The organism is Halomonas sp. MS1 (assembly GCF_024182575.1).
Classification (GTDB): Bacteria; Pseudomonadota; Gammaproteobacteria; order Pseudomonadales; family Halomonadaceae; genus Vreelandella.
Genome location: NZ_CP098926.1, coordinates 947,109 through 968,089, shown reverse-complemented (window position 1 = coordinate 968,089; position 20,981 = coordinate 947,109). Strand labels below are relative to the sequence as shown.

The following is a 20,981-nucleotide window of genomic DNA, read 5'->3' as shown; positions in this document are numbered from 1 at the left end:
TGTGCCTGAGCGCCGTATCAGAAAGGTAATAACAATCTCTGCGATGGTCTCTGCAATGGTCTCAGCGATGACCAGCACAACGGCTTCTAACGCGGTTACATCACTATCAACACCAACAACAAGCAAATGCTGAGTGAGGACATTATGTCGACCGACACCACTGTTAAGGAAGATCAGGAAATACCACGGCCAAGTTTAAAAGCGACCATGATCCCCATTGTGTTTATGGCAGCATCTTTGGGCGTATTTATTGGCTACTTCGAAACGGATCCGCACTTGCCGCTGTTTTTAAGTGCGATTGTGGCAACGGCGGTGGCCCTTGCGACGGGTAGCCGCTGGAAACAGCTTGAAGCGGGCATCATGCGCTCTATTGGCCTGACGACTCAGGCGATTGTCATTCTGATCATTATCGGCACCATTATTGGCTACTGGATTGCCGGTGGGATTGTGCCCACGATGATCTATTACGGCCTGAGCATTCTGGCACCTGATTACTTTTTGGTCGCGGCGTGCTTAATTTGCTGTTTGGTATCGTTGGCTGGTGGTAATGCCTGGACGGCGGCCGGCACCATTGGTATCGCCTTGATGGGCGTCGGTGAAGGGCTAGGCCTTAACCCGGCAATGGTCGCGGGAGCCGTGATCTCCGGCGTGTATTTTGGTGACAAGATTTCTCCGCTTTCCGAAACCACCAATATGGCGCCAGGTGTGGTTGGTGTCGATCTGTTTGAACACATTCGCTATATGCTTTACACCACGGTTCCTGCGTTAGCGGTTGCTCTGGTGCTTTACACCATTATTGGCCTGAACATGACGCCTTCCGGTGATGGCGCGGCACAGGTAAACGAGTTACAGCAGAGCCTCAATGAGCTGTTTATCATTAGCCCCTGGCTGCTACTGGTGCCAGCGGCCGTCATCGTGATGATGATTAAGAAAGTACCTGCCATTCCGGCACTTTCTATCGGTTCGCTGATGGGAATTGTCTGTGCAATTGTGGTTCAGGGCGTCCCGTTAGGCGATAGCTTTACTATTTTTGTGGAAGGCTACGCGGTAGACACTGGAAACGTTACGGTGGACGACCTGCTAACCAACGGCGGCGTTAGCGCCATGATGTGGACGGTTTCGCTGATCATTATCGCGATGAGTTTTGGCGGGATTCTTGAGTCAGCCGGGTTCTTTCGCACCATCGTGGAAAGTCTGCTCAAACTGGCCAAGACTACTGGCAGCCTGATTGCTACCACAGTGGCAACATCAATGGCCGCTAACGTCGTAGGTTGCGATCAGTATCTCAGTATTATTCTGCCTGCCCGTATGTATGCCAGCGAGTACAAGCGTCGCTCGCTCAAACTGAAAAACCTGTCTCGCACAGTGGAGGATGCAGGCACCATGACATCACCACTGGTGCCCTGGAATACCTGCGGTGCCTTTATGTTTGCCACGCTTGGGGTCAGTGCCTTTAGCTACGCGCCCTACGCCTTTCTGGCGCTGCTGAGCCCGATGTTCGCGATTATTTATGGCTTTACCGGCTTCCGTATCGCCTATGAAGATGGGGCGAAAACGGCAAGCGCCGACTCGGAGTTGGCGGGAGTTCGTAGCGCCTGAGTGGAACATAATGACTGACGCTGACTAAAACGATTATTTTTCAAAACGCCACGTTAATTGAGAGTTTGCCCCACAGCCGTGGGGTTTTTTTTGCGCTATTATGTGCCCGTCAATAGACCGTCAACGTAATTTAATTTACTTATTGATAGGGAGTGAAAAAAGCATGTCGGATGACGTGGGTGCGAGCTTGCGCTCCTTGCGCAAGCAGCGAGGGATTTCGCAGCGTGAACTGGCAAAGTTGTGTGGGGTTACCCACTCAAGTCTTTCGCTAATAGAGCAAGGAAAAGTTAGCCCATCAGTCAGTTCCCTGAAGAAAATCCTAAACGCATTCTCTATGAGCGTCGGTGATTTTTTTACGATGGATCTTGATAGTCAGGAGCAGATTTTCTATTCGGCGGATGACTTGGTTGATATCGCATCCGGTGATATTTCCTTCAAACTTGTCGGGGCAAATCGGCCTAATCGTGCGCTGGCGTTTATGGTGGAGCGATATCTGCCGGGGGCTGACACTGGGCAAGCCATGATTACTCACTACGGTGAAGAGGCTGGCTTTGTCGTAGAAGGCGAGATTGAAATCATTGTTGGCAGCACCGCCAGGCGCTTAGGGCCGGGGGAGTCTTATTATTTCAAGACAAGCGTTCCGCATCGTTTCCGAAATATTAGTGATGCCCCCTGCAAGATAATTAGCTGCGCTACGCCCGGTAAGGCGTTCTGATATTACTGGTTTGTATTGTGCGGCAATTGTCGCAGTAATGATGTTGTGCACATAGTTTGGGCACTGCCCAACGTTAGCGGGTGAGTAGAAAGAGTCCTTGCAGGAAATAGAAACCCCCAATACCGGTCACGATCCAGCGCGTCCAGGTGCGGAAGTTTGCATCAGTGAGGCGCTGCAAAATACGGTTGCCGGTGTGGGTGCCAAAAATCGCAAACGGCGCTGCTAGCAGCACAATACCCCATTCGCTGGCGCTAAGCGCCATGGCTGCGCCCAGATAAAAGAGAATCTTGATGCTGTGAGCCACCACCTGAATCATCGCCTTGGTGGCTACCACTTGTCGTCGATCCATTTGGGAGCGCACAAAGAAGATATCAATTAGTGGCCCAGAAACCCCCGCCGCAATGGTAAGGCTCCCAGCGGTAATGCCACAACCTAGCGCGTGGCTGGCGCGATTAGCATCTAAGTGAAACCAACGTTTGGGAATCCATACAAGTATTGGCATTAAGCCAATTAATAGGGAAACCGTCGCGGCATTGGGGCTATAGCTGAACAGCAGCAGCAAAGCTGCGGCGATCAACACGCCCAATGTCATCAGCATAACAATCCGCCAGACAATAAAGCGTCTTGATAACCATGCTCGCGATCCGTTAGACGTGAGCTGAATCACCCCATGTACGGCCATGGCAGTTCCTGCAGGAAACATGATCAGCAGAAACCACAGCAGTACTAAGCCGCCCGCCATGCCAAATACGCCAGACAGCATCGATGTCAAAAACACGACACTAATTAAGACCAAGCCACTCATTAGAGTCATAGAAGAGGCGCTTAACTACGACAGAACGGCCAGACTTGATAAAACTTGCGGCACTGAAACTCTGCTTCGCAAGCGTTGAGCTGTGCTCGGTAACGGTTAGCGCGGGCTGCTACTTGGCTGCCTGCACGCAGCACGTGGGGTTTGCTGCGGTAAGTACCCCGCTGGTAGCCGCCCGCGCCTTCATGGTAAGCGTAGTAAAGGTGTTCAGGGTTACTCAGCGAGATACCTGCCTGCTGCTGTGAGCGGCGGTTATACCAGCCAATGAAATCCGTGGCGTGCTTCATATGGGTTCGGCGGGCAAACAGGCTGCCCGCTTGATCCTCATACTCCTCCCAAACGGGGTCTTGGGCTTGGGCATAGCCTTTGGCGGAGGAGGGGCGTGGGCCGGGAATAAAGCCTAGGTAATACTTGCGGTCCGGGCGCACATGGCTGCGAAATGAAGACTCCTGCTGAATAAATGACATCTGCGTGGCAATCGGTGTACCCCATTTCTCTTCGGATTCCTGGGCATAGTCATACCAGCTTGGCTGCTCACGAAAGATTTCACAGATATTGCTCTGATCTTCCGGCGGGCTGGGAGCAAAAATTGCGCAGCCTGAAACTGCCAGCACGGCGCACAGCACCATCAATAGGCGAAGCGTTGAGAGAAGCACCGAATTATCAACAGGGTGGCGCATGGCAAAATCCTTGTGAATAAGTTTTTTTTACTAGGCATACAGTGTGATGCTCAACACGGTCTAAGCCTACCTCGCCTAGCGAAGTAGTAACTCTAAACAGCGCCGCAGCCGTTGGGCTTCACGCACTAAAGTTTCTCCCGATAGCATGCCCACGCCCATTACCAATCCTGTACGTGAGTCCTTGTCAGCGCACACGGGGCTTAACGGGCGAACAATTAAGTGTTCTTTGAGCAGTGCTTGGGCAAGTGCTACATCATTAACCCCGGGTTCAAACTCAACGCACAAGCTAATCGCGCTAGTCGGGGGGGACACATTGCGTACTTTGGGTAGTGAGCTAAGCTGGTCGTGCAGCACCTGCTGACGGCCTAGATAGTCGCGCTGGATGCGGCGACACCAGACGTCTAAGTCACCATCAAAAATAAACTGCGCCAATACCGCTTGATCAAGCATACGGCCTTCGCGAAACAACTCGCTGCGTAGGCGGTTCATTGGACCTGCCAAATGGCGTGGCACCACCAAATAACCAAGCCGCAGGCCGGGAAACATCATCTTAGAGAATGAGCCTACCAGTAAATGGCGTTCCGAGTTGGGATCAAACAGCAGGTTAGTGTGATCGTCGCGGGTGAATTCGTAGTCATCCTCTACCACATAGGTGGGCGATAAAGCGTCACAGAGCTGCTGCTTATGAGCAGCGCGTGTGGGCACGCTGAGCGGATAGTGATGAGAGCCGGTCAAATACGCGAGCGCAATATTACCGGTCGTCTGCGGTAACTCATGCCCACTATCGGAATACCAAGGCAGCATCTCAATCGAAAGCCCTGTTGCAGTGAATACATTGCGTGCCCCCCAATAACAGGGCGATTCCATCGCCACGGTATCGCCCACATCGGCCAATGCCATGGCGCATAGCTCAATACCGTTATGGGTACCATCGGTGATGATGATCTGCTCAATATCGCAATGAATATTGCGCCAGCGCGCCAGAAACTCACGGATTGCACGCTTAAGCGGCCCATAGCCACCGGTAGAGTAAGAGAGCAGTAAGGCATTTTGCGGCACGGTGACGCTGGCATACAGCTGACGCCACTTGCGCATTGGAAACTGGGCGATATCCGGTATGCCAGGCACAAAAGCGCCGCTTTGCACAGTGCTGGCGCCAGGTCCTTGTAGTACTCGCTGGGCACGCCGAGAGAGCTGAATATCTGTTTTGACAACACTGGGAGCCATCGGCTTCGACGTCCAAGTGCCTTGACCATGGGCCGTTTTCAATAACTGCTCGTCAAGTAACGTAGCTATCGCCAGGGCCAGGGTTTGGCGCGCAACGTTGATCGACTCTGCCAGCGCCCGGTGGGAAGGTAGTCGAAATCCCGTGGGCCACTGGTGGGTGATGGCTTGGCGTAACGCCTGCTCAATTCGCACCTGTTTACTCAGCCGCTCGGGTTGGAGTGCATAAAGTTGTACAAATTGGTGCACGACTTGCTTGCGATCCATGGCGGGCCTCTATCTTTTGCGCTAAGTCCGCAGCTGCGGGGTGTCTGGACGAAAGTAGTATATAAAAATTGCACTTCATTGGTGCGTTTGAAAAGTGGTCTAGTCGAACATAAAGGTGGTGCATTCGTATTCTTAACGTCGCCTGCTAGCGTGTCGCCATTCCGTTAGCCGGGATCAGGATACTGCTCCTAAGAGCGTTAATGACAACATCCAATAACTTGCAGGACTCTGTGCTATGACCACACCCTCTTCCGAACAGGATAAGCTCGTCCGGGTGCTAGCCCGTGGCGACGTACTAGCCCTTGCCTTTGGTGCAATGATTGGTTGGGGCTGGATTGTACTCACCGGTACCGCTATTCAATCGGCTGGCAGTATCGGTGCTATTTTAGCGTTTATCATTGGTGGTTTAGCGATCGTTCTTGTCGGTCTTACCTATGCGGAGCTGGCGTCGGCGATGCCTAAGGTAGGCGGCGAGCATGTCTACAGCTATCGCGCTTTAGGTCATTTGCCCTCATTTCTGTGTACCTGGGCGATTATTTTAGGCTACTTGAGTGTTGTCGCTTTTGAAGCGGTCGCACTGCCCACAGTGATCGAGCACCTAGCACCAAATTATGCGGTAGGCCACTTATGGACCATCGCCGGGTGGGAAGTTAAAGCCACCTGGGTAGCCGTTGGCGTGGGCGGCTCGCTCGCTATGATGATTATCAATTACTTTGGCGTTACCACCGCCGCTTTGCTGCAAAAGGTAGTGACTAGCTTAATTCTACTAGTCGGCGTTCTGTTTATCACCGGCGCGCTGTTTGAAGGTGAAGTCATCAACATGATGCCGCTGTTCACTCAAGCGGACACGGGTGTTGTTGCCGGTATTGTTGCCGTGTTGGTGATGGTGCCGTTCCTATTCGTAGGTTTCGATGTTATTCCCCAGGCTGCCGAAGAGATCAACTTGCCTTACAAGGCTATCGGCAAAGTGCTGATGATGTCCGTCATTCTGGCGGTAGTGTGGTATGCGCTGATTATCCTTGCCACTAGCCTCGCGCTAAACAACACGGAGCTGGCTGCTAGCACTCTCAGTGTGCCTGATGCGATGGGCAGCTTGTTTAATGCGCCGTGGGCCAGCAATTTAATGGTACTGGCCGGTATCGCGGGCATTATTACTAGCTGGAACGCCTTCTACATTGGTGGTTCTCGCGCTATTTATGCCTTGGCTAAAGCGGGCATGTTGCCAGCGCTGTTCGCTAAGCTGCACCCACGCTACAAAACCCCCACTAACGCAATTTTTCTGATGGGTTTCCTGTCGAGTATAGCGCCATTCTTCGGCCGTCCGGCGCTGGTATGGATCGTTAATGCCGGTGGCTTAGGTATCGTGATTGCTTATCTGTTTGTTGCGATTTCCTTTGTGGTGTTGCGCGTTCGTGAGCCGGAGATGCCGCGCCCATTCCGTATTCGTAACGGCAAATTGTGCGGCACGCTGGCGATCATACTTTCGTTTGGGATGGCGTGCCTTTATCTGCCGGGCAGCCCAGCGGCACTGAGTGGTGCTGAGTGGTCAATTTTTGCAGGCTGGTCATTGCTTGGCGTCGCTCTATATATCCATGCGCTGCGCACCTACGGCCGTGCCTACAGCGATCAACACATGATGGCTGATCTGTAAGCCGTTCAAACCGTTTTAAGGAGCACGCGATGAGCTTTATCGAACAGTGGTTACACGATGCAGTACCCACTCTGGTGGGTGGCGAGTGGCGCAAGGGCCAACAGACCTTTGCCGTCGATAACCCCGCAACCGGCGAGACGATTGCCCGGGTTGCCGACTTAGGCGCTGATGACGCCCGCGACGCAGTGGCCGCGGCGTATGCCGCTGGGCCAGCCTGGCGCGCAACGCCAGTGAAACAGCGCTCGGCATTGCTGCGCCGCTGGTTTGAACTGATCAATGAACACGCCGATGACTTAGCTCGCTTGATGACCCTGGAGCAGGGCAAGCCGCTAGCAGAAGCCAAGGGCGAAGTGACTTACGGCGCCTCATTTATTGAGTTTTTCGCTGAAGAAGCCAAGCGTATGGCCGGGGAAACCTTGCCTAGTCACGGCGCAGATAAGCGCCTTATGGTGCTGCGCGAGCCGGTCGGCGTGGTAGCAGCGATTACCCCGTGGAACTTCCCCCTGGCGATGATTACCCGTAAGTGTGCCCCGGCCTTGGCCGCAGGCTGCACCGTGGTGATTAAGCCCGCCGAAGCGACGCCGTTAACCGCGTTGGCAACGGCCTACTTGGCGCTTGAAGCAGGCCTGCCAGCCGGCACTATTAACGTGATTACCGCCTCAAAACCAGCAGCGGTGGGTGAAGTGCTCACCACCGACTCACGGGTGCGTAAAGTCTCGTTTACTGGCTCGACCCCTGTGGGTAAACACCTGCTCGCTCAGTGCGCGAGCACGGTGAAGAAAACCGCTATGGAACTGGGCGGCAACGCGCCGTTTATCGTCTTTGATGACGCTGATGTGGACGCCGCCGTAGAAGGGGCGATTGCCTCAAAATTCCGTAATGCCGGGCAAACTTGCGTGTGTACCAACCGCTTCCTAGTGCAGGACGGGGTTTACGACGCGTTTGTCAGCAAGCTGACCGAGCGTGTTAGCGCGCTGAAGGTCGGCGATGGTTTAACGGAAGGCAGCACTATCGGCCCGCTGATTAACCAAGCGGCGGTAGAAAAAGTGCAGCGTCACGTAGACGACGCGGTAAATCACGGAGCGCGACTGCTCTGCGGTGGCAAGCCCCACGCCGCAGGCGAGCGCTTCTTTACCCCCACGGTGCTTGCTGACGTAACCACCCAGATGGCGGTGGCCGATGAAGAAACCTTCGGGCCCGTCGCGCCAGTGTTTCGTTTCCAGCGTGATGAAGAAGCGATTGCCATGGCCAACGATACCCCGTTTGGCTTGGCGGCCTACTTCTACGCCACGGGCTACCGCCGTATCTGGCACACCATGGAGCAGTTGGAATACGGCATGGTTGGTGTCAATGAAGGGTTGATTTCTACCGAACTAGCGCCGTTTGGCGGCGTGAAAGAGTCCGGATTGGGGCGTGAAGGTTCCCATCACGGGTTGGATGAGTTTACTGAGCTGAAGTACGTCTGCGTTGGCGGTCTATAAGGAAAACGATGATGAATAACCAAGAATTGAACGAACTGAAAAATCGCTATGTGGCCAACGGTGCCGCCACGCCTACCACCCAGTTTGCCGAGCGTGCTGAAAACGCCGAGTTATGGGATGCCGATGGCAACCGTTGGATCGACTTCGCGGGCGGTATTGGCGTGCTGAACCTGGGCCACCGCCACCCGAAAATTGTCGCGGCAGTAGAAGCGCAGCTCAAGAAAGTCATGCACACCAGCGCGGCGGTGATCTCCTACGCCCCTTACGTGCAGCTGTGCCAAAAACTTTGTGAACTGACGCCGGTGCGTGGCCCCGAGCGTAAAGCAATGCTGGTTAATACCGGTGCTGAAGCGCTGGAAAACGCCGTGAAGATCGCCCGCGCGGCGACTGGTCGTACAGGCATTATCACGTTCGACGGTGCTTTCCACGGCCGTACCATGATGACGCTGGCCATGACCGGTAAGGTACTGCCCTATAAGAACGACTTCGGCCCTATGCCGGGTGATGTTTTCCGCGCACCGTTCCCCAACCCGCTGCATGGCATCAGCGAAGAAGCGTCGTTAGACGCCATTCGTACGCTGTTCAAAACCGATATTGCCCCGCATCGCACAGCGGCTATCGTGATTGAGCCGGTACAGGGCGAAGGCGGTTTCTACATCGCCTCACCGGATTACCTGAAAGCGTTACGTGCGCTGTGCGACGAGCACGGTATTCTGCTGATCGCCGATGAAGTTCAGTCCGGCTTTGCCCGTACCGGCAAGCTGTTTGCGCTGGAACATAGCGGCATTGAAGCGGACATCCTCACTACCGCCAAGAGCCTGGCGAACGGCATGCCGCTATCGGCGGTTGTGGGTAGTGCCAAAGTGATGGACGCCTCTGGCCCCAACTCCCTGGGTGGCACCTACAGTGGTAACCCGCTCTCCTGCGCAGCGGCGCTGGCGGTCATCGAGGTAATCGAAGAAGAAGATATCCTGGCGCGCAGCGAACAGATGGGCAAAATGCTGGCCGAGCGTTTTGCAGTGTGGGAAGCGCGTTTCCCTGCCGTTGCCCACGGCCGCCAGCTAGGCGCCATGGCGGCGTTTGAATTGCTCAACAGCGACGGCAAGCCAGATCCGCAAATGACCGGCGCGCTGTGTGCCAAAGCCCGCGAGAAAGGCCTGATCCTGCTTTCCTGTGGTTTCTACGGCAACAGCATCCGCATTCTGGTGCCGTTAACCGTCTCTTCTGCAGTATTGGAAGAGGGCTTGAGCATTATCGAGGAGTCTCTGGAAGCGCTCAGCTAAACCGTCCTTCTAAGCATCATCAAACCCGTCATCGCCAAACAGTGAAAGCTGCTGGCGATTGGCGGGTTTTGTTTTTTTAGCGCGCTGAGTGGGCGGTCGTCGCTGGCTGGCGAGCTTATCCACAATGGCTCGGCTGGATTCCCTGGCCTCTGGCGTGCGACGCAGTTCATAGAGCAGCTTCTTCCAGTGCCGCGCTTCGGCTTCGAAATCGTTGGTGATGGGGTAGTCGGTGCCCGGTTGAAAGCCGAATCGCTGGCGTAGGCTTTCGGGTAGTGCCCAGGGCTTGGCGCGCCATTCCAAGGGCAGGGGCGCTAGTTCTGGCACCCAGCGGGCGACAAACTTGCCTGTGGGGTCGTTATCCTCCGCTTGTTTAATCGGGTTATACACCCGCAGCGTGTTAGTGCCGGTGGCACCTGCTTGCATCTGCACCTGGGGGTAGTGAATGCCCGGTTCGAAGTCGGTAAACAGACGTGCCAAGTGCAGCGCGGGTTTATACCAGTGCAGCCCCAGGCCGAAGGTGGCGTGGGAGATCAGCATGGCGCGCATGCGAAAGTTAAGCCAGCCGGTAGCGATAAGACTGCGCATACAGGCATCGACTAGCGGCACGCCGGTTTGGCCGTTCTTCCAGGCAATGAGGTTGGGGTGGCTGGGATCGCGCTCCCGCAGGCCGCGCAGCGCCGGGTGCAGCGTTTGATGCTCGATGCTTGGCTCACTTTCCAACTTCTGAATAAAGTGGCAGTGCCAGTAAAGTCGCGAGGTGAAGGCGCGTAGTGAGCGGGCCCAGGCGGTATCGTCGGCATGCTTCTGACGCTGACGGCGTAACGACTGGACAACTTCGCGCATGGAAAGCGTGCCCCAGGCCAAATGCGGTGAAAGCCGCGAACCAAACTCCCACGCTAACAGCGGCTTAGACAGCGAGCCGCGATAACGCCGCCCGCGTGCTTGCACAAAACTACGCCACAGTGCGCGGCCTTCGTTGCGCCCGCCCCGCTGGCGTTGGGGGCAAGGTGTGGTATCAAATCCCAGCGTTAAGGTAGGTAGTTGCTGAACTTTAAGGTGGTGAAAGGCTTCCCAGCCTGGGGCTGCTTGGGCGCTTTGCGGCGCGTGGCAGGTCGGGGCAGACATCAGCGTTTCCCAGTGGCTCTCCCAACGGGTTTGGTGCCCAGAGCGGCTGCTAAGTCCTCGTACTACACCGTGCTGGCGGGCTTCCCGCCAAGCTACACCGTTGGTTTGGCACCAAGCATGCACCTGTTTATCCCGCTCAAAGCTCCAGGCGTTGCCCGTTTCCTGATGAGAGTGAATGGCAATGTGGCCGTAGTGAGCTTTTAGGGCGTTCAGCAAATCGACAATATCACCTTGCCAAATACATAGCGGTAGGCCAATGGTCTCCAATGCGTTGGAAAGGTCGATTAGAGCGTCAGCGGCAAACTGCCAGTGGCGCAGGGCGCTATCAGGTGTTTGCCACTGGCCAGGTTCAATCGCAAAAACAGGCAGCACAGGGCCAGCCGCCGATGCACTGGAAAGCGGCGCATGATCATGAATGCGCATATCGCGTTTGAACCAAACGACCTGGATGGGTGCCTTAGCCATGCCGTATCCTGATGGTTGGGGTTTGCTCGGCATAACGCCTATTTTCCATAGAGCTTATTTGCCATAGAACTTATTTTTCATACCGTTTATTCGTCATAAAACCATGACGTTACCATCAAGGGATAGACGTCGTAAGCGGCAGGCCGCTACGCTAGCGTGTTAGACAAACTCAATAGGAGAGAGTGCATGTATATCGCCATGAACCGTTTTCGGATTGCCCCAGGCCGCGAAGAGGATTTTTTAGAGGTGTGGCGCAACCGCGATTCTCATTTGGATGAAGTGCCGGGTTTTAAACAATTCCAAATGCTGCAGGGCGAAAGCCAGGAAGACCACACCGTGTTTATCTCCCACAGTGTGTGGGAATCAGAAGAAGCCTTCCGCGCCTGGACCAAATCAGAAGCGTTCCGCAAGGCTCATGCTAACGCCAAAGCGCCGGAAGGTATCTATCTTGGCCCACCTAAGTTTGAAGGGTATGACGTGGTGCTGTAAGCCAAATCCAATAAGGTTGGCGCTGGAGATCCAGACGTTTGGGGGGAGTGTATCGGTATGGCGTTTTAACCCTCCCCCAGCGAGCCGCTTATCGCTCATGAGGCGACCTTGGCCTCCTCTTGGCCGCTCTGTTTGAGCGCTTCGGCAACGAAGCCATTTGCCTTACGCGCTTGTAGGAAACTCTCTACCCAAGCGATCACGTCCTGACGATCTCGCGGCAACGCCATGGCCTGCTCGATCTGGGTAAAAGCATCCGGCAACACGCGGTATGCTGAGTGCTCTTGAGCAAAACGTTCGAGGGGTTGACGCACTCCGGCGGCGGCTTCCAGGCCTTGATCGACAAACCAGTCAACGGCAGCCGTAGAAGTGGGGGCACGCACCAGCGATGCGCATTGCAAGGTGCGTGTTAGAAAGAGGTCATAGGCAGCCCCCTGCCCAACGGAGATGCGCACTCCCTCCTGGTCTAAATCCGTCACGCGCACGTTAGACGATTCCCTCGGCACTAAATATGTCCCTTCAATGATCACATAGGGGTCGGTAAAGCATATCGTTTCGGCCCTTTTGGGGTCTCGGGCTAGAAAGGCTAGATCCCAAGCATCCTCTCCCAGCGCGGTCACCACCTTACCAGCGGCGTCGAAGGGCACGAGGCGAAGCGGTACGTCGATCCATTCAGCCAATGCCCGAGCCAGGGCGACGGAGACGCCCGTCAGCTCGCCGCTGAAACTTTTTTGTGCCAAGACGGGATTGCCCAGGTTGATGGCAGCTCTCAATTCTCCACCCGGGGCCAGACGTCGTTTCAACTGATCGTTATTTAAAGCCATGACGGGTACCTTTTATGCTTGTAAATGTTGAAAAATGTCCCGGCGTTTACCGGGACGAAAAGAATCAACTCCTCAGGGAATGGGTATGCTGGTGATAAGTGCCCTTCAGTCGCCTTCTGGATTGCCAGTGGTGGGGGGCGATACTCTCATTCGACGACGCAGGATCGGGCCCAGGATATAGGGCAGTACTAATCCCAGTGTCGCAAAAGCCCACAAGCCGATAGCCAGTCCACTGCTCCATAGGATCATCCAGTCCCCATCGGAGATATCCATGGCATGGCGCAGGTTCTTCTCCATCTCGGGCCCCAGCAACAAGCCAAGGATCACCGGCACCAGCGGAATCTCCAGCTTGCGCAGAACGTAGCCGCCCACCCCAAAGGCCACCATGAAGTAGAGGTCAAAGATGGTGTTACTGATCGAGTAGATACCCACGAAAGCGATCATTGTGACGATCGGCAGCAGGTACATCGGTGGTACGGAAAGCAGCTTGACGAAGATGCCTACCAACGGAATATTGAGGATCAGCAGTAAGAAGTTACCAATTAACAGCGCAGCAATAACGCCCCAGACGATGTCGGCATTCTGGGTGAACATCAACGGACCTGGTGTGATATTCAACGAGATCAACAGCGCCAACAGTACCGCTGTGGTGCCGCTCCCCGGCACACCGAGGGTCAACATGGGAACCAAAGCACCGCTGGAAGCGCCATTATTACCCGCTTCAGGCGCTGCGACACCGCGAGGGTCACCCTCTCCGAAGTAGCCTTTCTTACCCAACACACGCTTTTCCAGGGTATAGCTGATGAAGCTACCCAACGAAGCACCGGCACCCGGTAGCACACCGGCAATAAACCCCAATACCCCACCCCGGAAGCTGGTGGGCAGGATATCGCGGATATCCCTCCAAGAGAGCGAAAGCTTGTTGACCTTCATCTTCTCCTTGCCGCCACCGGCTCGCTCTTCAATAAAGAACAGCAGCTCGGAAATAGCGAACAAGCCTACGATAGCGATGATGAAGTCGACGCCTTCGAAGAGTTCGAGCACGCCGAAGGTGTAACGCTGAACGCCAGTATTATCGATACCCACAGTGGCAATCATTAGACCAATACAGGCGGCGACCACCGTTTTGATAGGGTTTTTGCCGGTAATGCCACCCAAAGTAGCGAACGCTAACAAGAAGAGCGCGAAATACTCCGCAGGGCCGAACGTCAGAGCGAAATTAGCCAGCAGCGGCGCCAGCAAGATCAAACCGACGGTGGCCACCAGGCTACCAATGAAGGAGGCCACTGCCGAGATAGCGAGCGCCTCCGACGCCTTGCCTTTTTGGGCCATAGGATAGCCGTCCAGGCAGGTCATCATGGCCGGTTCATCGCCGGGAATATTCAACAGAATCGACGAAATACGCCCACCGTACATGGCCCCGGCATACACTGAAGTCAGCATAATCAGGGCGGTTTCTGGCGCGAGTCCCAAACTGAACGCCAGCGGAATCAGGATAGCCACGCCATTGGCCGGGCCTAACCCCGGTAAGGCGCCGATCAAGGTGCCTAGAAAAGCCCCCAGCAGGGCGAACATCAGGTTATGGGGCTGCAGAGCAACGCCAAAACCATCCATTAGATAACCTAGAGTTTCCATTAGTTTACCTCCAGGAATGACAGCAGACCCAGCGGCAAGGCGAGATCAAGTGCAAAACTAAACAGAAAGTACACCACCACTCCCGATACTGCCCCGGTAATGTAAGCATTGAGCGGGCGAGCCCCCATGCGCCAGCAAAGCGTTCCCACCGCCAGCGTGGTGCTAATGATGAAGCCCAGCGGCTGAAGCAGCATGGCGTAAAAGATCAGCACCACTATGGCGATGATTAGCTCAATACCGGTACGGCTCCACGGCCAGGCGTTGTCGGGATCAGGACGTACAATCAGATATAGGCTGGAAATGGCTAAAACGATGGCAAGCAGCGTTGGGAATGTCTCCGGGCCAACAGCTTCGCCACCACCGAACGGTTCCGGGAACTGAGTGGCGCCCCAGCCGTACGCAGCGGCCAGGACGATCATCAAAACCCCAAAGATGCGGTCATTGAATGTCATTACTGAATCATTCCCAGCTCAATGGATAGTTCGCGGATATCATTGATTTGCTCTTCCATGAACTCCTTGAATGCTTCACCGGTGTAGTGAAAGGGCATGAGGCCGTTGTTTGCCATTACCGTTTTCCACTCATCACTGGCATACAGGGTTTCGATAGCACCAACCCAGTATTCATAGGCATCATCCGAGATGCCTGCTGGCATATAGAAGCCGCGCCAATTCGGCCCGACAGCATCAATACCCTGCTCTTTGGCAGTCGGGATATCTGCAAAATCACCCGGTAACCGTTCAGGCGCCAGAACGGCTAGGATTCTCAGGTCGCCCGATTCCCAGAAGCCACGCGCTTCAGAGATATCGCCAGTAAAAGCATCGAGGTGGCCTCCCACGACCTGAGTCAATGCCTCACCGCCATTGTTGTACGAAAGGTAAGGAACCTCTCTGAGTGTCTCGACCCCTGCCGCTTTAGCGGCGATAAGCGCTTTTAAGTGATCCCAGCCACCCTTGGCACTGGCGCCGGCAAATTTAACGGATCTGATGTCATCTTTGATGGCATCCATGAGCTCATTAAGGTTTTGGTAGGGGGAGTCATCAGGCACCGCGATAACCCCATAATCAGACCCGACAGTACCGATCCAGCGCACCATATCAACGTCCATGCCAGGAAATTGCTCCTGTGCCAGACGCGTCGGCACAGCCGTTGAGGCGGCGATGAGAACGTTCTCCTCACCTTCGCGTTTGCTGACGACGTGAGAGTAAGCTACACCGCCCCCGGCCCCCGCCATATTGATCGTCTGTACGTTACCAGGGACAAGCCCCAGATCGGACAACACCTTACCGCCGGTACGGCATGTGAAGTCCCAGCCGCCACCGGGGTCTGAAGGGGCGATGCACTCTACTCTGCGGGCTGGTTCATATGAAAAAGCAGAAAATGAAGCGGTACTCAGGGCTGCAGAAAGGGCAGTAAGGGCAGTAAGGGCGATAAGGCGCTTGTTCATTAGTAAACTCCGCGGTCGGAAGACTGTTCGTTATTGTTGGCATTCGTATGGTTCACGAGTGATGCTAGGAAACTTGTCTCGACAGGAGAATCTTCGTTTGGGAAACGCCCCTTTTCCATATGGGTTAAGCGACTCAAGTATCTGTTAAATAATGAATTAATCGTTTACTTATTAGAAGGAATTAGACTTATGTCTAGCTCTTGGATATGCCATGCTGATTAAAAAAATGCCCCAGCATTAAATGCTGAGGCATGTTGGCGCGTTTTCCTCAAACTAATAGTCACTAAACAGACACTAATAAGCACCCTGATCAGGCAGCAACACGGCCCCTTATTTGACGATGTCCATCACCTCACGCAATGACGCCACCTGTGCGTGGAAAAAATCTTCGAACTCATCGCCGGTTAAATGGAAAGGCATCAGACCTCGCCGCGCCATGATGTCCTGCCAATACTCGCTTTCATAGACATGCGCTATGGACTGAATCCAGAACGCTTTATCTTCTTCGCTAATACCGGCAGGCGCATAAAAACCGCGCCAATTCGGGGCTACAACATCGACGCCCTGCTCCTTGGCCGTGGGCAAATTATCAAACGGTGCGGGCAGACGCTCCTCCGCCAGAATCGCGAGCACACGCAGACCCCCGCTTTCCAGATAGCCCGTGATGCCGGAAATATCGCCAACGAACACATCCAGATGGCCACCCAATACCGGCGTTAGTGCACTACCGCTATTGTTATAATCAAGGAATGTAACGCCGCTAAGCCCTTCGATGCCCGCCGTATGCAGCACTCTAAGGACATTGATCTGATCCCACCCCAGCACACCACTGCCCGTGGCAAACTTGACCGATTTGATATCGCTCTTGAGTGAGGTAATCACCTCATTAAGATCCTGTATCGGGGACTCTTCTCGCACGGCCAGAATGGCATAGTCCGCACCCAAGGTACCCAGCCAGGTGACATCGTCGGCGCTCATGCCCGGGTAGAGATCCTGGGCAAGCCTTGTCGCATTGGAAGAGGAGGCCGCGACAATCAAGCCGTCGTTCCCCTCCCGTTTGCTGACCACATGGGCAAAGGCCACGCCACCGGCGCCACCCGCCATATTTTTAGTCTGCATGGTTTGGTCAATCAGCTCCGTTTCACGCAAGCCTTGTGCAAATTGGCGACAGGTAAAGTCCCATCCACCACCGGGGTCAGCAGGCGCTAGGCACTCAAGCCGTTCAGCAGGATGCTCAGCGCTGACGGGGTTGCCCAGCGCCATGAAGGGCCAGAATAGGGCAGTGATGGGGACTAGCTTTAAAGCAGTCGATAGCGTTGGCATAAGACACTTCCTATTGTTGTCATAATGTTGTTGTCATCATATTCGGCATCTTTTCATGATGACGGTGTATTGCCACAACGCCACGTCGTGGCGAGTTTCAACTCAGCTCATGGGTATCGCAGGGGCTGGCTAGGCTTGTGGATTTGGTTTTAATCCTCCCGAAAGGTTAGGCAGACGGGGCTCGGCGTCGTCAACTGATGAAGCGGGGCGGGCTGCCGACTCATAAGGGTGGTGATATCGAAGGTGGCGACGGTATCGTCGTCTTCATTGGCGATGTGAAGGTGGCCAGGGCCGCAGTCAAAACCCAGAAAGCGTGGTGTTTTGCCGCCGGAGGGGAAGCTTCTGATGTAAGCCAAATGACCACTTCGCGGATTGACTTCAAATACAGCGACACTGTCCTCTCCACGATTGGAGGTCAGCACATGGCGCCCAGAGGGGTGGACAACAACGCCTGCCGCGCGGTTGTTCCCCGTATAAAAGGGAGAAACACTGGGCAGAATTTGCAGTGGCGTCATCTCGCCACTGGCGTAATCAATTTGATAGGTCGCCACGGTCGAGTCCAGCTCGTTGATGACGTAGGCGATGTTTAGTTCGGTGTGGAAGTCGATATGCCGTGGACCTGCTCCTTCCCGCGTTGGCGTTTTAACCACCTGAGGGGCGTGGAACTTGCCACGATGGCCATCGAACGGGATCGCAAACAGGCAATCAAGCCCCTTGTCGGGCACTAAGACGTGACGCCCATCCGGTGTGAAAGGGTTGGCATGCGGCTTGGGAAAGGGCTGTTCTATACGATGAGGCCCCAATGTACCGCTTAGTTCAATGAAGTCAGTAACCCCAGTAAGGGTGCCATCCGCGGCCAAACCAATCACCGCCAGCGAACTGGAGATATGGTTGGAGACCACGATGAAACGTTCACTGGGGTCGAGCGCCAAGTGCACTGGATTGGCGCCTCCCGTGCTCATCTGGTTAAGCAGCTTTATCTCACCACTCACCGGGTGAATAGCGAAGGCGCTTATTTCACTGCGATCGCCGTGAATGCAGTAGAGTCGATCACCATCACGGTTGAGCGCTAGGTAAGAGGGGTTGGTAAGCCCTTCCAGCAGTTGGATCTGTTCCCATTGCTGCGCTGTATCGTCAACACGATAGACGCTGATGCCTTTGCCGCGGGCCTTGCGCCGCAGCGTGGTACGACAGCCAATGTAAGCCAGCATAAGTTGCTTCCTGTGTCATTTGGAACGGGTCATCAATAGCGGTAGGGCTCAGTGGCTAGACTGGCCTTCCTCCAGTGTCTTACGCACCACAAAGGGCAGAATGCCGCCGTGCATGAGGTAGTACACTTCCTGGGAAGAGTCGATGCGCAGATCCAGCATTAACGTAACGTCCTCTCTTCCAGTACCACTTAGGTGTAGCAGCACCGGGTTTTTACCCACCGCCAAGGGTTCTCTAACGTCGATGGCAACGCTTTCATCACCTGACAACGCCAAGCCATCGGCAGTCACACCAGCGGGGAATTGCAGCGGCAGTACCCCCATACCGATTAAATTGCTGCGATGGATGCGCTCGAAGCTACCGGCGACCACCACCCTTACCCCCATTAGCGCTTGGGCCTTGGCTGCCCAGTCGCGGCTCGACCCCGCACCGTAATTAATGCCCGCGAAAACCACTAAAGGGATATCTTTGTCGAGATAGCCTTGGACAGCCTCGAACAGTGGCTGTGGCTCGCCGCCATCAACGGGGCGCGCCCAGACGCCCTGACCACTTGGCATGCCCGGCAAAAGGTTATCGACCCGCTGATTGGTGAACGCCCCCCTCAGCATCACTTCATGGTTACTGCGCCGAGTCGAATACTGATTGAGGTTGGCGGGGTCCTCACCCATTCTGATTAGATAGCGTCCCGCTTGGCTATCCTCAGGAATGGCCCCTGCAGGCGAAATATGGTCGGTGGTAACGTTGTTACCCAGTTGCATCAGTACCCGCATATCCGTGAGTGACAGAGAGCTGCGTGGCTGGGGTGATACATGCTCCAGGTAACGTGGACGGCGCAGATAGGTCGATTCAGAATGCCAGTTGAAACGTAGGCTGCTCTCAGCATTGAGTTTTTGCCAGTGATGCGTTCCCTCCCAAAGCGTCGCGTTACGAACGGCATGCCCCTCGGGGGTGACAAACGCATTCACTAGCTCGGCAACCTCGTCGTCGCTAGGCATCAGCTCTGACAGGTACACTGGCCGTCCAGAGGCATCTTCGGCGATGGGCTCGCAGGTAATATCCCGAGTCACATCACCCGCAATGGCGTAGGCAACCACAAGCGCAGGCGACATTAGATAGCCAGAGGAAAGACGTGGGTTTACCCGCCCCTGGAAGTTACGGTTGCCAGACAACACGGCGACGCCGTCCAGACCCGTGTCGACGCGCGCCTCCACCGCAGGAATCAAGCTGCCTGAATTGCCAATACAAGTCATGCAACCGATGCCCGTCAGTGAAAACCCGAGTGCATCGAAATCCTGCTGCAGACCTGCACTTTTTAGGTAATCGGCGACGACCCGCGAGCCCGGTGAAAGCGATGTCTTCACCCACGGCTTGCGCGTCAAACCACGCTGGCGTGCACGCCGCGCTAGCAATCCAGCTTGAATCACCTCAGTGGGGTTGGCGGTATTGGTACAGCTTGTGATCGCTGCAATCACTACCGCGCCATGATCGATCGTGCGAGCCCAGCCGCTCAGATCAGCGGCGCTATCATGGCTGGTTGCCAATAGATCAACGGCCTTGTGCGATGGACGACCGAGCCGCTGATACGAGGCTGCCAATTCACTGAGTGCATGCCGCTGATGAGGTTGGTGGGGACCGGCAACACTGGGTTCTATACGGGATAAGTCGATCTCAAGGCAGCGATCAAAACAGGGGGCGGGAGCGTCGCTATGACGCCACAAACCTTGGGTTTCTAAATAAGTCGCTACCCGGGTGCGCAACGCCGCATCGCGTCCACTCAAGGTTAAGTACTCCATGGTGCTATCGTCGAACGGAAAAAACATGACGGTTGCCCCGTACTCTGGCGCCATATTGGCAACGGTGGCCCTTGCCGCTAGATCCAGACCAGCCAGCCCAGGGCCACAGAATTCGACGAATTTGCCTACCACTCCCTCAGCGCGCAGTAACTCAGCAATAGTGAGGGCTAAATCCATGGCAGTGACTGTTGGGCCAAGCTGGCCGGTGAGACGAATCCCGATGACCTCGGGAAGGGTGAGCGTCACGGGCTCCCCCAGCAAGGCTGCCTGCCCCTCAAGCCCACCAACCCCCCAGGCGAGCACGCCCAAAGCGTTAATCATCGGGGTATGGCTGTCTGTCGCCACCATATTGTCGGGATGCAACCAGGATGGGCCACCATTTTCGCTTTCACTCACCCACACCACTTCAGCCAGTGACTCCATATTCACTTGGTGAATGATACCGGTGCCGGGGGGGACCACTTTAAAGTTATCCAGGCTCTGTTCAGCCCACTTCAAGAAGCGGTAACGCTCCTCATTGCGATGAAAATCGATGTCCAGATTGCGTGCAAATGCCTCTGGCTGATCGAAATGCTCAACGATCACCGAATGGTCAATGGCTAATACGGCGGGTATTGCCGGGTTTATTCGGTTAGGATCGCCGCCCATCTCAGCCACCGCATCTCGCATCCCAGCAAAGTCGGCTAACGCAGGCAGGCAGGTGGTATCGTGAAACATCAAGCGATTAGGATAATAATTAACCTCTCCTTCACTCGTCTGACCTGCTAAAAAGCGAAGAAAGCCAGGCACGTCGTTAGGGGAGCGGCGTGCCACGTTCTCTAGCAGAATGCGCAAGGAGTAGGGCATTTGCTTAAGCCGTTGCTTATCGACCAAGTCAGCCAGGGCAATGTAACGGTACTCCTGGCCGTCTACTGTCATCCTGCGCGGCTGGAAGGTAGGGCGCTTATCTTGGGGCATTGGGGG

Annotated in this window: 17 protein-coding genes; 6 read left to right on the top strand and 11 right to left on the bottom strand. The window is 55.1% G+C overall.

Annotated features, from left to right (window positions below; translation table 11 throughout):
- Positions 1-144 precede the first annotated feature (144 nt).
- Together nhaC and NF683_RS04430 are read left to right on the top strand one after the other, a co-directional pair.
- Positions 145-1,599 carry a Na+/H+ antiporter NhaC gene (gene nhaC, locus NF683_RS04435; RefSeq protein ID WP_253921365.1) on the top strand — a complete coding sequence of 485 codons (1,455 nt, stop codon included), beginning with the start codon at positions 145-147 and terminating at the stop codon, positions 1,597-1,599.
- A 163-nt stretch (positions 1,600-1,762) separates the two neighbouring features.
- The gene (locus NF683_RS04430; protein WP_051626371.1) at positions 1,763-2,314 is read left to right on the top strand and encodes a cupin domain-containing protein; all 552 of its coding nucleotides are present in this window, start codon (positions 1,763-1,765) and stop codon (positions 2,312-2,314) included.
- 73 nt (positions 2,315-2,387) lie between these two features.
- Here the strand turns inward: NF683_RS04430 and NF683_RS04425 are convergent, their stop codons facing one another.
- The 3 genes from NF683_RS04425 to NF683_RS04415 all read right to left on the bottom strand — a co-directional run bounded on the left by NF683_RS04425 (position 2,388) and on the right by NF683_RS04415 (position 5,296).
- A complete protein-coding gene (locus tag NF683_RS04425; protein ID WP_253921364.1) occupies positions 2,388-3,128 on the bottom strand; it encodes a sulfite exporter TauE/SafE family protein in 741 nt (246 codons plus the stop codon).
- Between the two features lie 11 nt (positions 3,129-3,139).
- A complete protein-coding gene (locus tag NF683_RS04420; protein WP_253921363.1) occupies positions 3,140-3,805 on the bottom strand; it encodes a transglycosylase SLT domain-containing protein in 666 nt (221 codons plus the stop codon).
- 75 nt (positions 3,806-3,880) lie between these two features.
- Positions 3,881-5,296, bottom strand: a complete 1,416-nt coding sequence (locus NF683_RS04415) for an aminotransferase-like domain-containing protein (RefSeq protein WP_253921362.1) — start codon at positions 5,294-5,296, stop codon at positions 3,881-3,883.
- Between the two features lie 235 nt (positions 5,297-5,531).
- On the opposite strand from NF683_RS04415, the gene NF683_RS04410 reads away from it, so the two are divergent.
- The 3 genes from NF683_RS04410 to gabT are packed head-to-tail and all read left to right on the top strand — an operon-like array spanning position 5,532 to position 9,711.
- Positions 5,532-6,947, top strand: coding sequence for an APC family permease (locus NF683_RS04410; protein WP_253921361.1), 1,416 nt, complete (start codon positions 5,532-5,534; stop codon positions 6,945-6,947).
- Positions 6,948-6,976: 29 nt separating this feature from the next.
- Positions 6,977-8,428 (top strand): NAD-dependent succinate-semialdehyde dehydrogenase, encoded by a 1,452-nt coding sequence (locus NF683_RS04405; RefSeq protein WP_125751952.1) that lies wholly within the window; start codon positions 6,977-6,979, stop codon positions 8,426-8,428.
- A gap of 11 nt (positions 8,429-8,439) precedes the next feature.
- Complete coding sequence (gene gabT / locus NF683_RS04400; protein WP_253921881.1) at positions 8,440-9,711, top strand: 4-aminobutyrate--2-oxoglutarate transaminase; 1,272 nt, start codon at positions 8,440-8,442, stop codon at positions 9,709-9,711.
- Between the two features lie 9 nt (positions 9,712-9,720).
- On the opposite strand, the gene NF683_RS04395 is transcribed toward gabT, so the two are convergent.
- Complete coding sequence (locus NF683_RS04395; protein ID WP_253921360.1) at positions 9,721-11,301, bottom strand: cryptochrome/deoxyribodipyrimidine photo-lyase family protein; 1,581 nt, start codon at positions 11,299-11,301, stop codon at positions 9,721-9,723.
- Positions 11,302-11,487: 186 nt separating this feature from the next.
- Between NF683_RS04395 and NF683_RS04390 the strand changes: the two genes are divergently transcribed.
- Complete coding sequence (locus NF683_RS04390) at positions 11,488-11,790, top strand: antibiotic biosynthesis monooxygenase family protein (RefSeq protein ID WP_009722905.1); 303 nt, start codon at positions 11,488-11,490, stop codon at positions 11,788-11,790.
- A gap of 95 nt (positions 11,791-11,885) precedes the next feature.
- Here NF683_RS04390 and NF683_RS04385 read toward each other — a convergent pair whose 3' ends face one another.
- The 7 genes from NF683_RS04385 to acnA form a co-directional block, all read right to left on the bottom strand.
- The gene (locus NF683_RS04385) at positions 11,886-12,611 is read right to left on the bottom strand and encodes a transporter substrate-binding domain-containing protein (protein ID WP_089040609.1); all 726 of its coding nucleotides are present in this window, start codon (positions 12,609-12,611) and stop codon (positions 11,886-11,888) included.
- A gap of 105 nt (positions 12,612-12,716) precedes the next feature.
- Positions 12,717-14,246: a tripartite tricarboxylate transporter permease gene (locus tag NF683_RS04380; RefSeq protein ID WP_089040610.1), complete on the bottom strand. Its 1,530-nt coding sequence runs from the start codon at positions 14,244-14,246 to the stop codon at positions 12,717-12,719.
- The gene (locus NF683_RS04375; RefSeq protein WP_089040611.1) at positions 14,246-14,698 is read right to left on the bottom strand and encodes a tripartite tricarboxylate transporter TctB family protein; all 453 of its coding nucleotides are present in this window, start codon (positions 14,696-14,698) and stop codon (positions 14,246-14,248) included. Before NF683_RS04375 ends, NF683_RS04380 begins: the two co-directional genes overlap by 1 nt.
- Positions 14,698-15,693 carry a Bug family tripartite tricarboxylate transporter substrate binding protein gene (locus NF683_RS04370; protein ID WP_253921359.1) on the bottom strand — a complete coding sequence of 332 codons (996 nt, stop codon included), beginning with the start codon at positions 15,691-15,693 and terminating at the stop codon, positions 14,698-14,700. The genes NF683_RS04375 and NF683_RS04370 overlap by 1 nt, the downstream gene beginning before the upstream one ends.
- A 330-nt stretch (positions 15,694-16,023) precedes the next feature.
- The gene (locus tag NF683_RS04365; RefSeq protein WP_089040613.1) at positions 16,024-17,016 is read right to left on the bottom strand and encodes a Bug family tripartite tricarboxylate transporter substrate binding protein; all 993 of its coding nucleotides are present in this window, start codon (positions 17,014-17,016) and stop codon (positions 16,024-16,026) included.
- Positions 17,017-17,165: 149 nt separating this feature from the next.
- Positions 17,166-18,227 (bottom strand): lactonase family protein, encoded by a 1,062-nt coding sequence (locus NF683_RS04360; protein WP_089040614.1) that lies wholly within the window; start codon positions 18,225-18,227, stop codon positions 17,166-17,168.
- 48 nt (positions 18,228-18,275) lie between these two features.
- Positions 18,276-20,975, bottom strand: coding sequence for an aconitate hydratase AcnA (acnA, locus tag NF683_RS04355; protein ID WP_198361409.1), 2,700 nt, complete (start codon positions 20,973-20,975; stop codon positions 18,276-18,278).
- Positions 20,976-20,981 lie beyond the last annotated feature (6 nt).

What these genes read in the sequence shown, in the direction of transcription:
- nhaC (WP_253921365.1), top strand. Translation starts at nt 145, where the DNA reads ATGTCGACCGACACCACTGTTAAGGAAGATCAGGAAATACCACGGCCA.
- NF683_RS04430 (WP_051626371.1), top strand. Translation starts at nt 1,763, where the DNA reads ATGTCGGATGACGTGGGTGCGAGCTTGCGCTCCTTGCGCAAGCAGCGA.
- NF683_RS04425 (WP_253921364.1), bottom strand. Translation starts at nt 3,128, where the DNA reads ATGACTCTAATGAGTGGCTTGGTCTTAATTAGTGTCGTGTTTTTGACA.
- NF683_RS04420 (WP_253921363.1), bottom strand. Translation starts at nt 3,805, where the DNA reads ATGCGCCACCCTGTTGATAATTCGGTGCTTCTCTCAACGCTTCGCCTA.
- NF683_RS04415 (WP_253921362.1), bottom strand. Translation starts at nt 5,296, where the DNA reads ATGGATCGCAAGCAAGTCGTGCACCAATTTGTACAACTTTATGCACTC.
- NF683_RS04410 (WP_253921361.1), top strand. Translation starts at nt 5,532, where the DNA reads ATGACCACACCCTCTTCCGAACAGGATAAGCTCGTCCGGGTGCTAGCC.
- NF683_RS04405 (WP_125751952.1), top strand. Translation starts at nt 6,977, where the DNA reads ATGAGCTTTATCGAACAGTGGTTACACGATGCAGTACCCACTCTGGTG.
- gabT (WP_253921881.1), top strand. Translation starts at nt 8,440, where the DNA reads ATGAATAACCAAGAATTGAACGAACTGAAAAATCGCTATGTGGCCAAC.
- NF683_RS04395 (WP_253921360.1), bottom strand. Translation starts at nt 11,301, where the DNA reads ATGGCTAAGGCACCCATCCAGGTCGTTTGGTTCAAACGCGATATGCGC.
- NF683_RS04390 (WP_009722905.1), top strand. Translation starts at nt 11,488, where the DNA reads ATGTATATCGCCATGAACCGTTTTCGGATTGCCCCAGGCCGCGAAGAG.
- NF683_RS04385 (WP_089040609.1), bottom strand. Translation starts at nt 12,611, where the DNA reads ATGGCTTTAAATAACGATCAGTTGAAACGACGTCTGGCCCCGGGTGGA.
- NF683_RS04380 (WP_089040610.1), bottom strand. Translation starts at nt 14,246, where the DNA reads ATGGAAACTCTAGGTTATCTAATGGATGGTTTTGGCGTTGCTCTGCAG.
- NF683_RS04375 (WP_089040611.1), bottom strand. Translation starts at nt 14,698, where the DNA reads ATGACATTCAATGACCGCATCTTTGGGGTTTTGATGATCGTCCTGGCC.
- NF683_RS04370 (WP_253921359.1), bottom strand. Translation starts at nt 15,693, where the DNA reads ATGAACAAGCGCCTTATCGCCCTTACTGCCCTTACTGCCCTTTCTGCA.
- NF683_RS04365 (WP_089040613.1), bottom strand. Translation starts at nt 17,016, where the DNA reads ATGCCAACGCTATCGACTGCTTTAAAGCTAGTCCCCATCACTGCCCTA.
- NF683_RS04360 (WP_089040614.1), bottom strand. Translation starts at nt 18,227, where the DNA reads ATGCTGGCTTACATTGGCTGTCGTACCACGCTGCGGCGCAAGGCCCGC.
- acnA (WP_198361409.1), bottom strand. Translation starts at nt 20,975, where the DNA reads ATGCCCCAAGATAAGCGCCCTACCTTCCAGCCGCGCAGGATGACAGTA.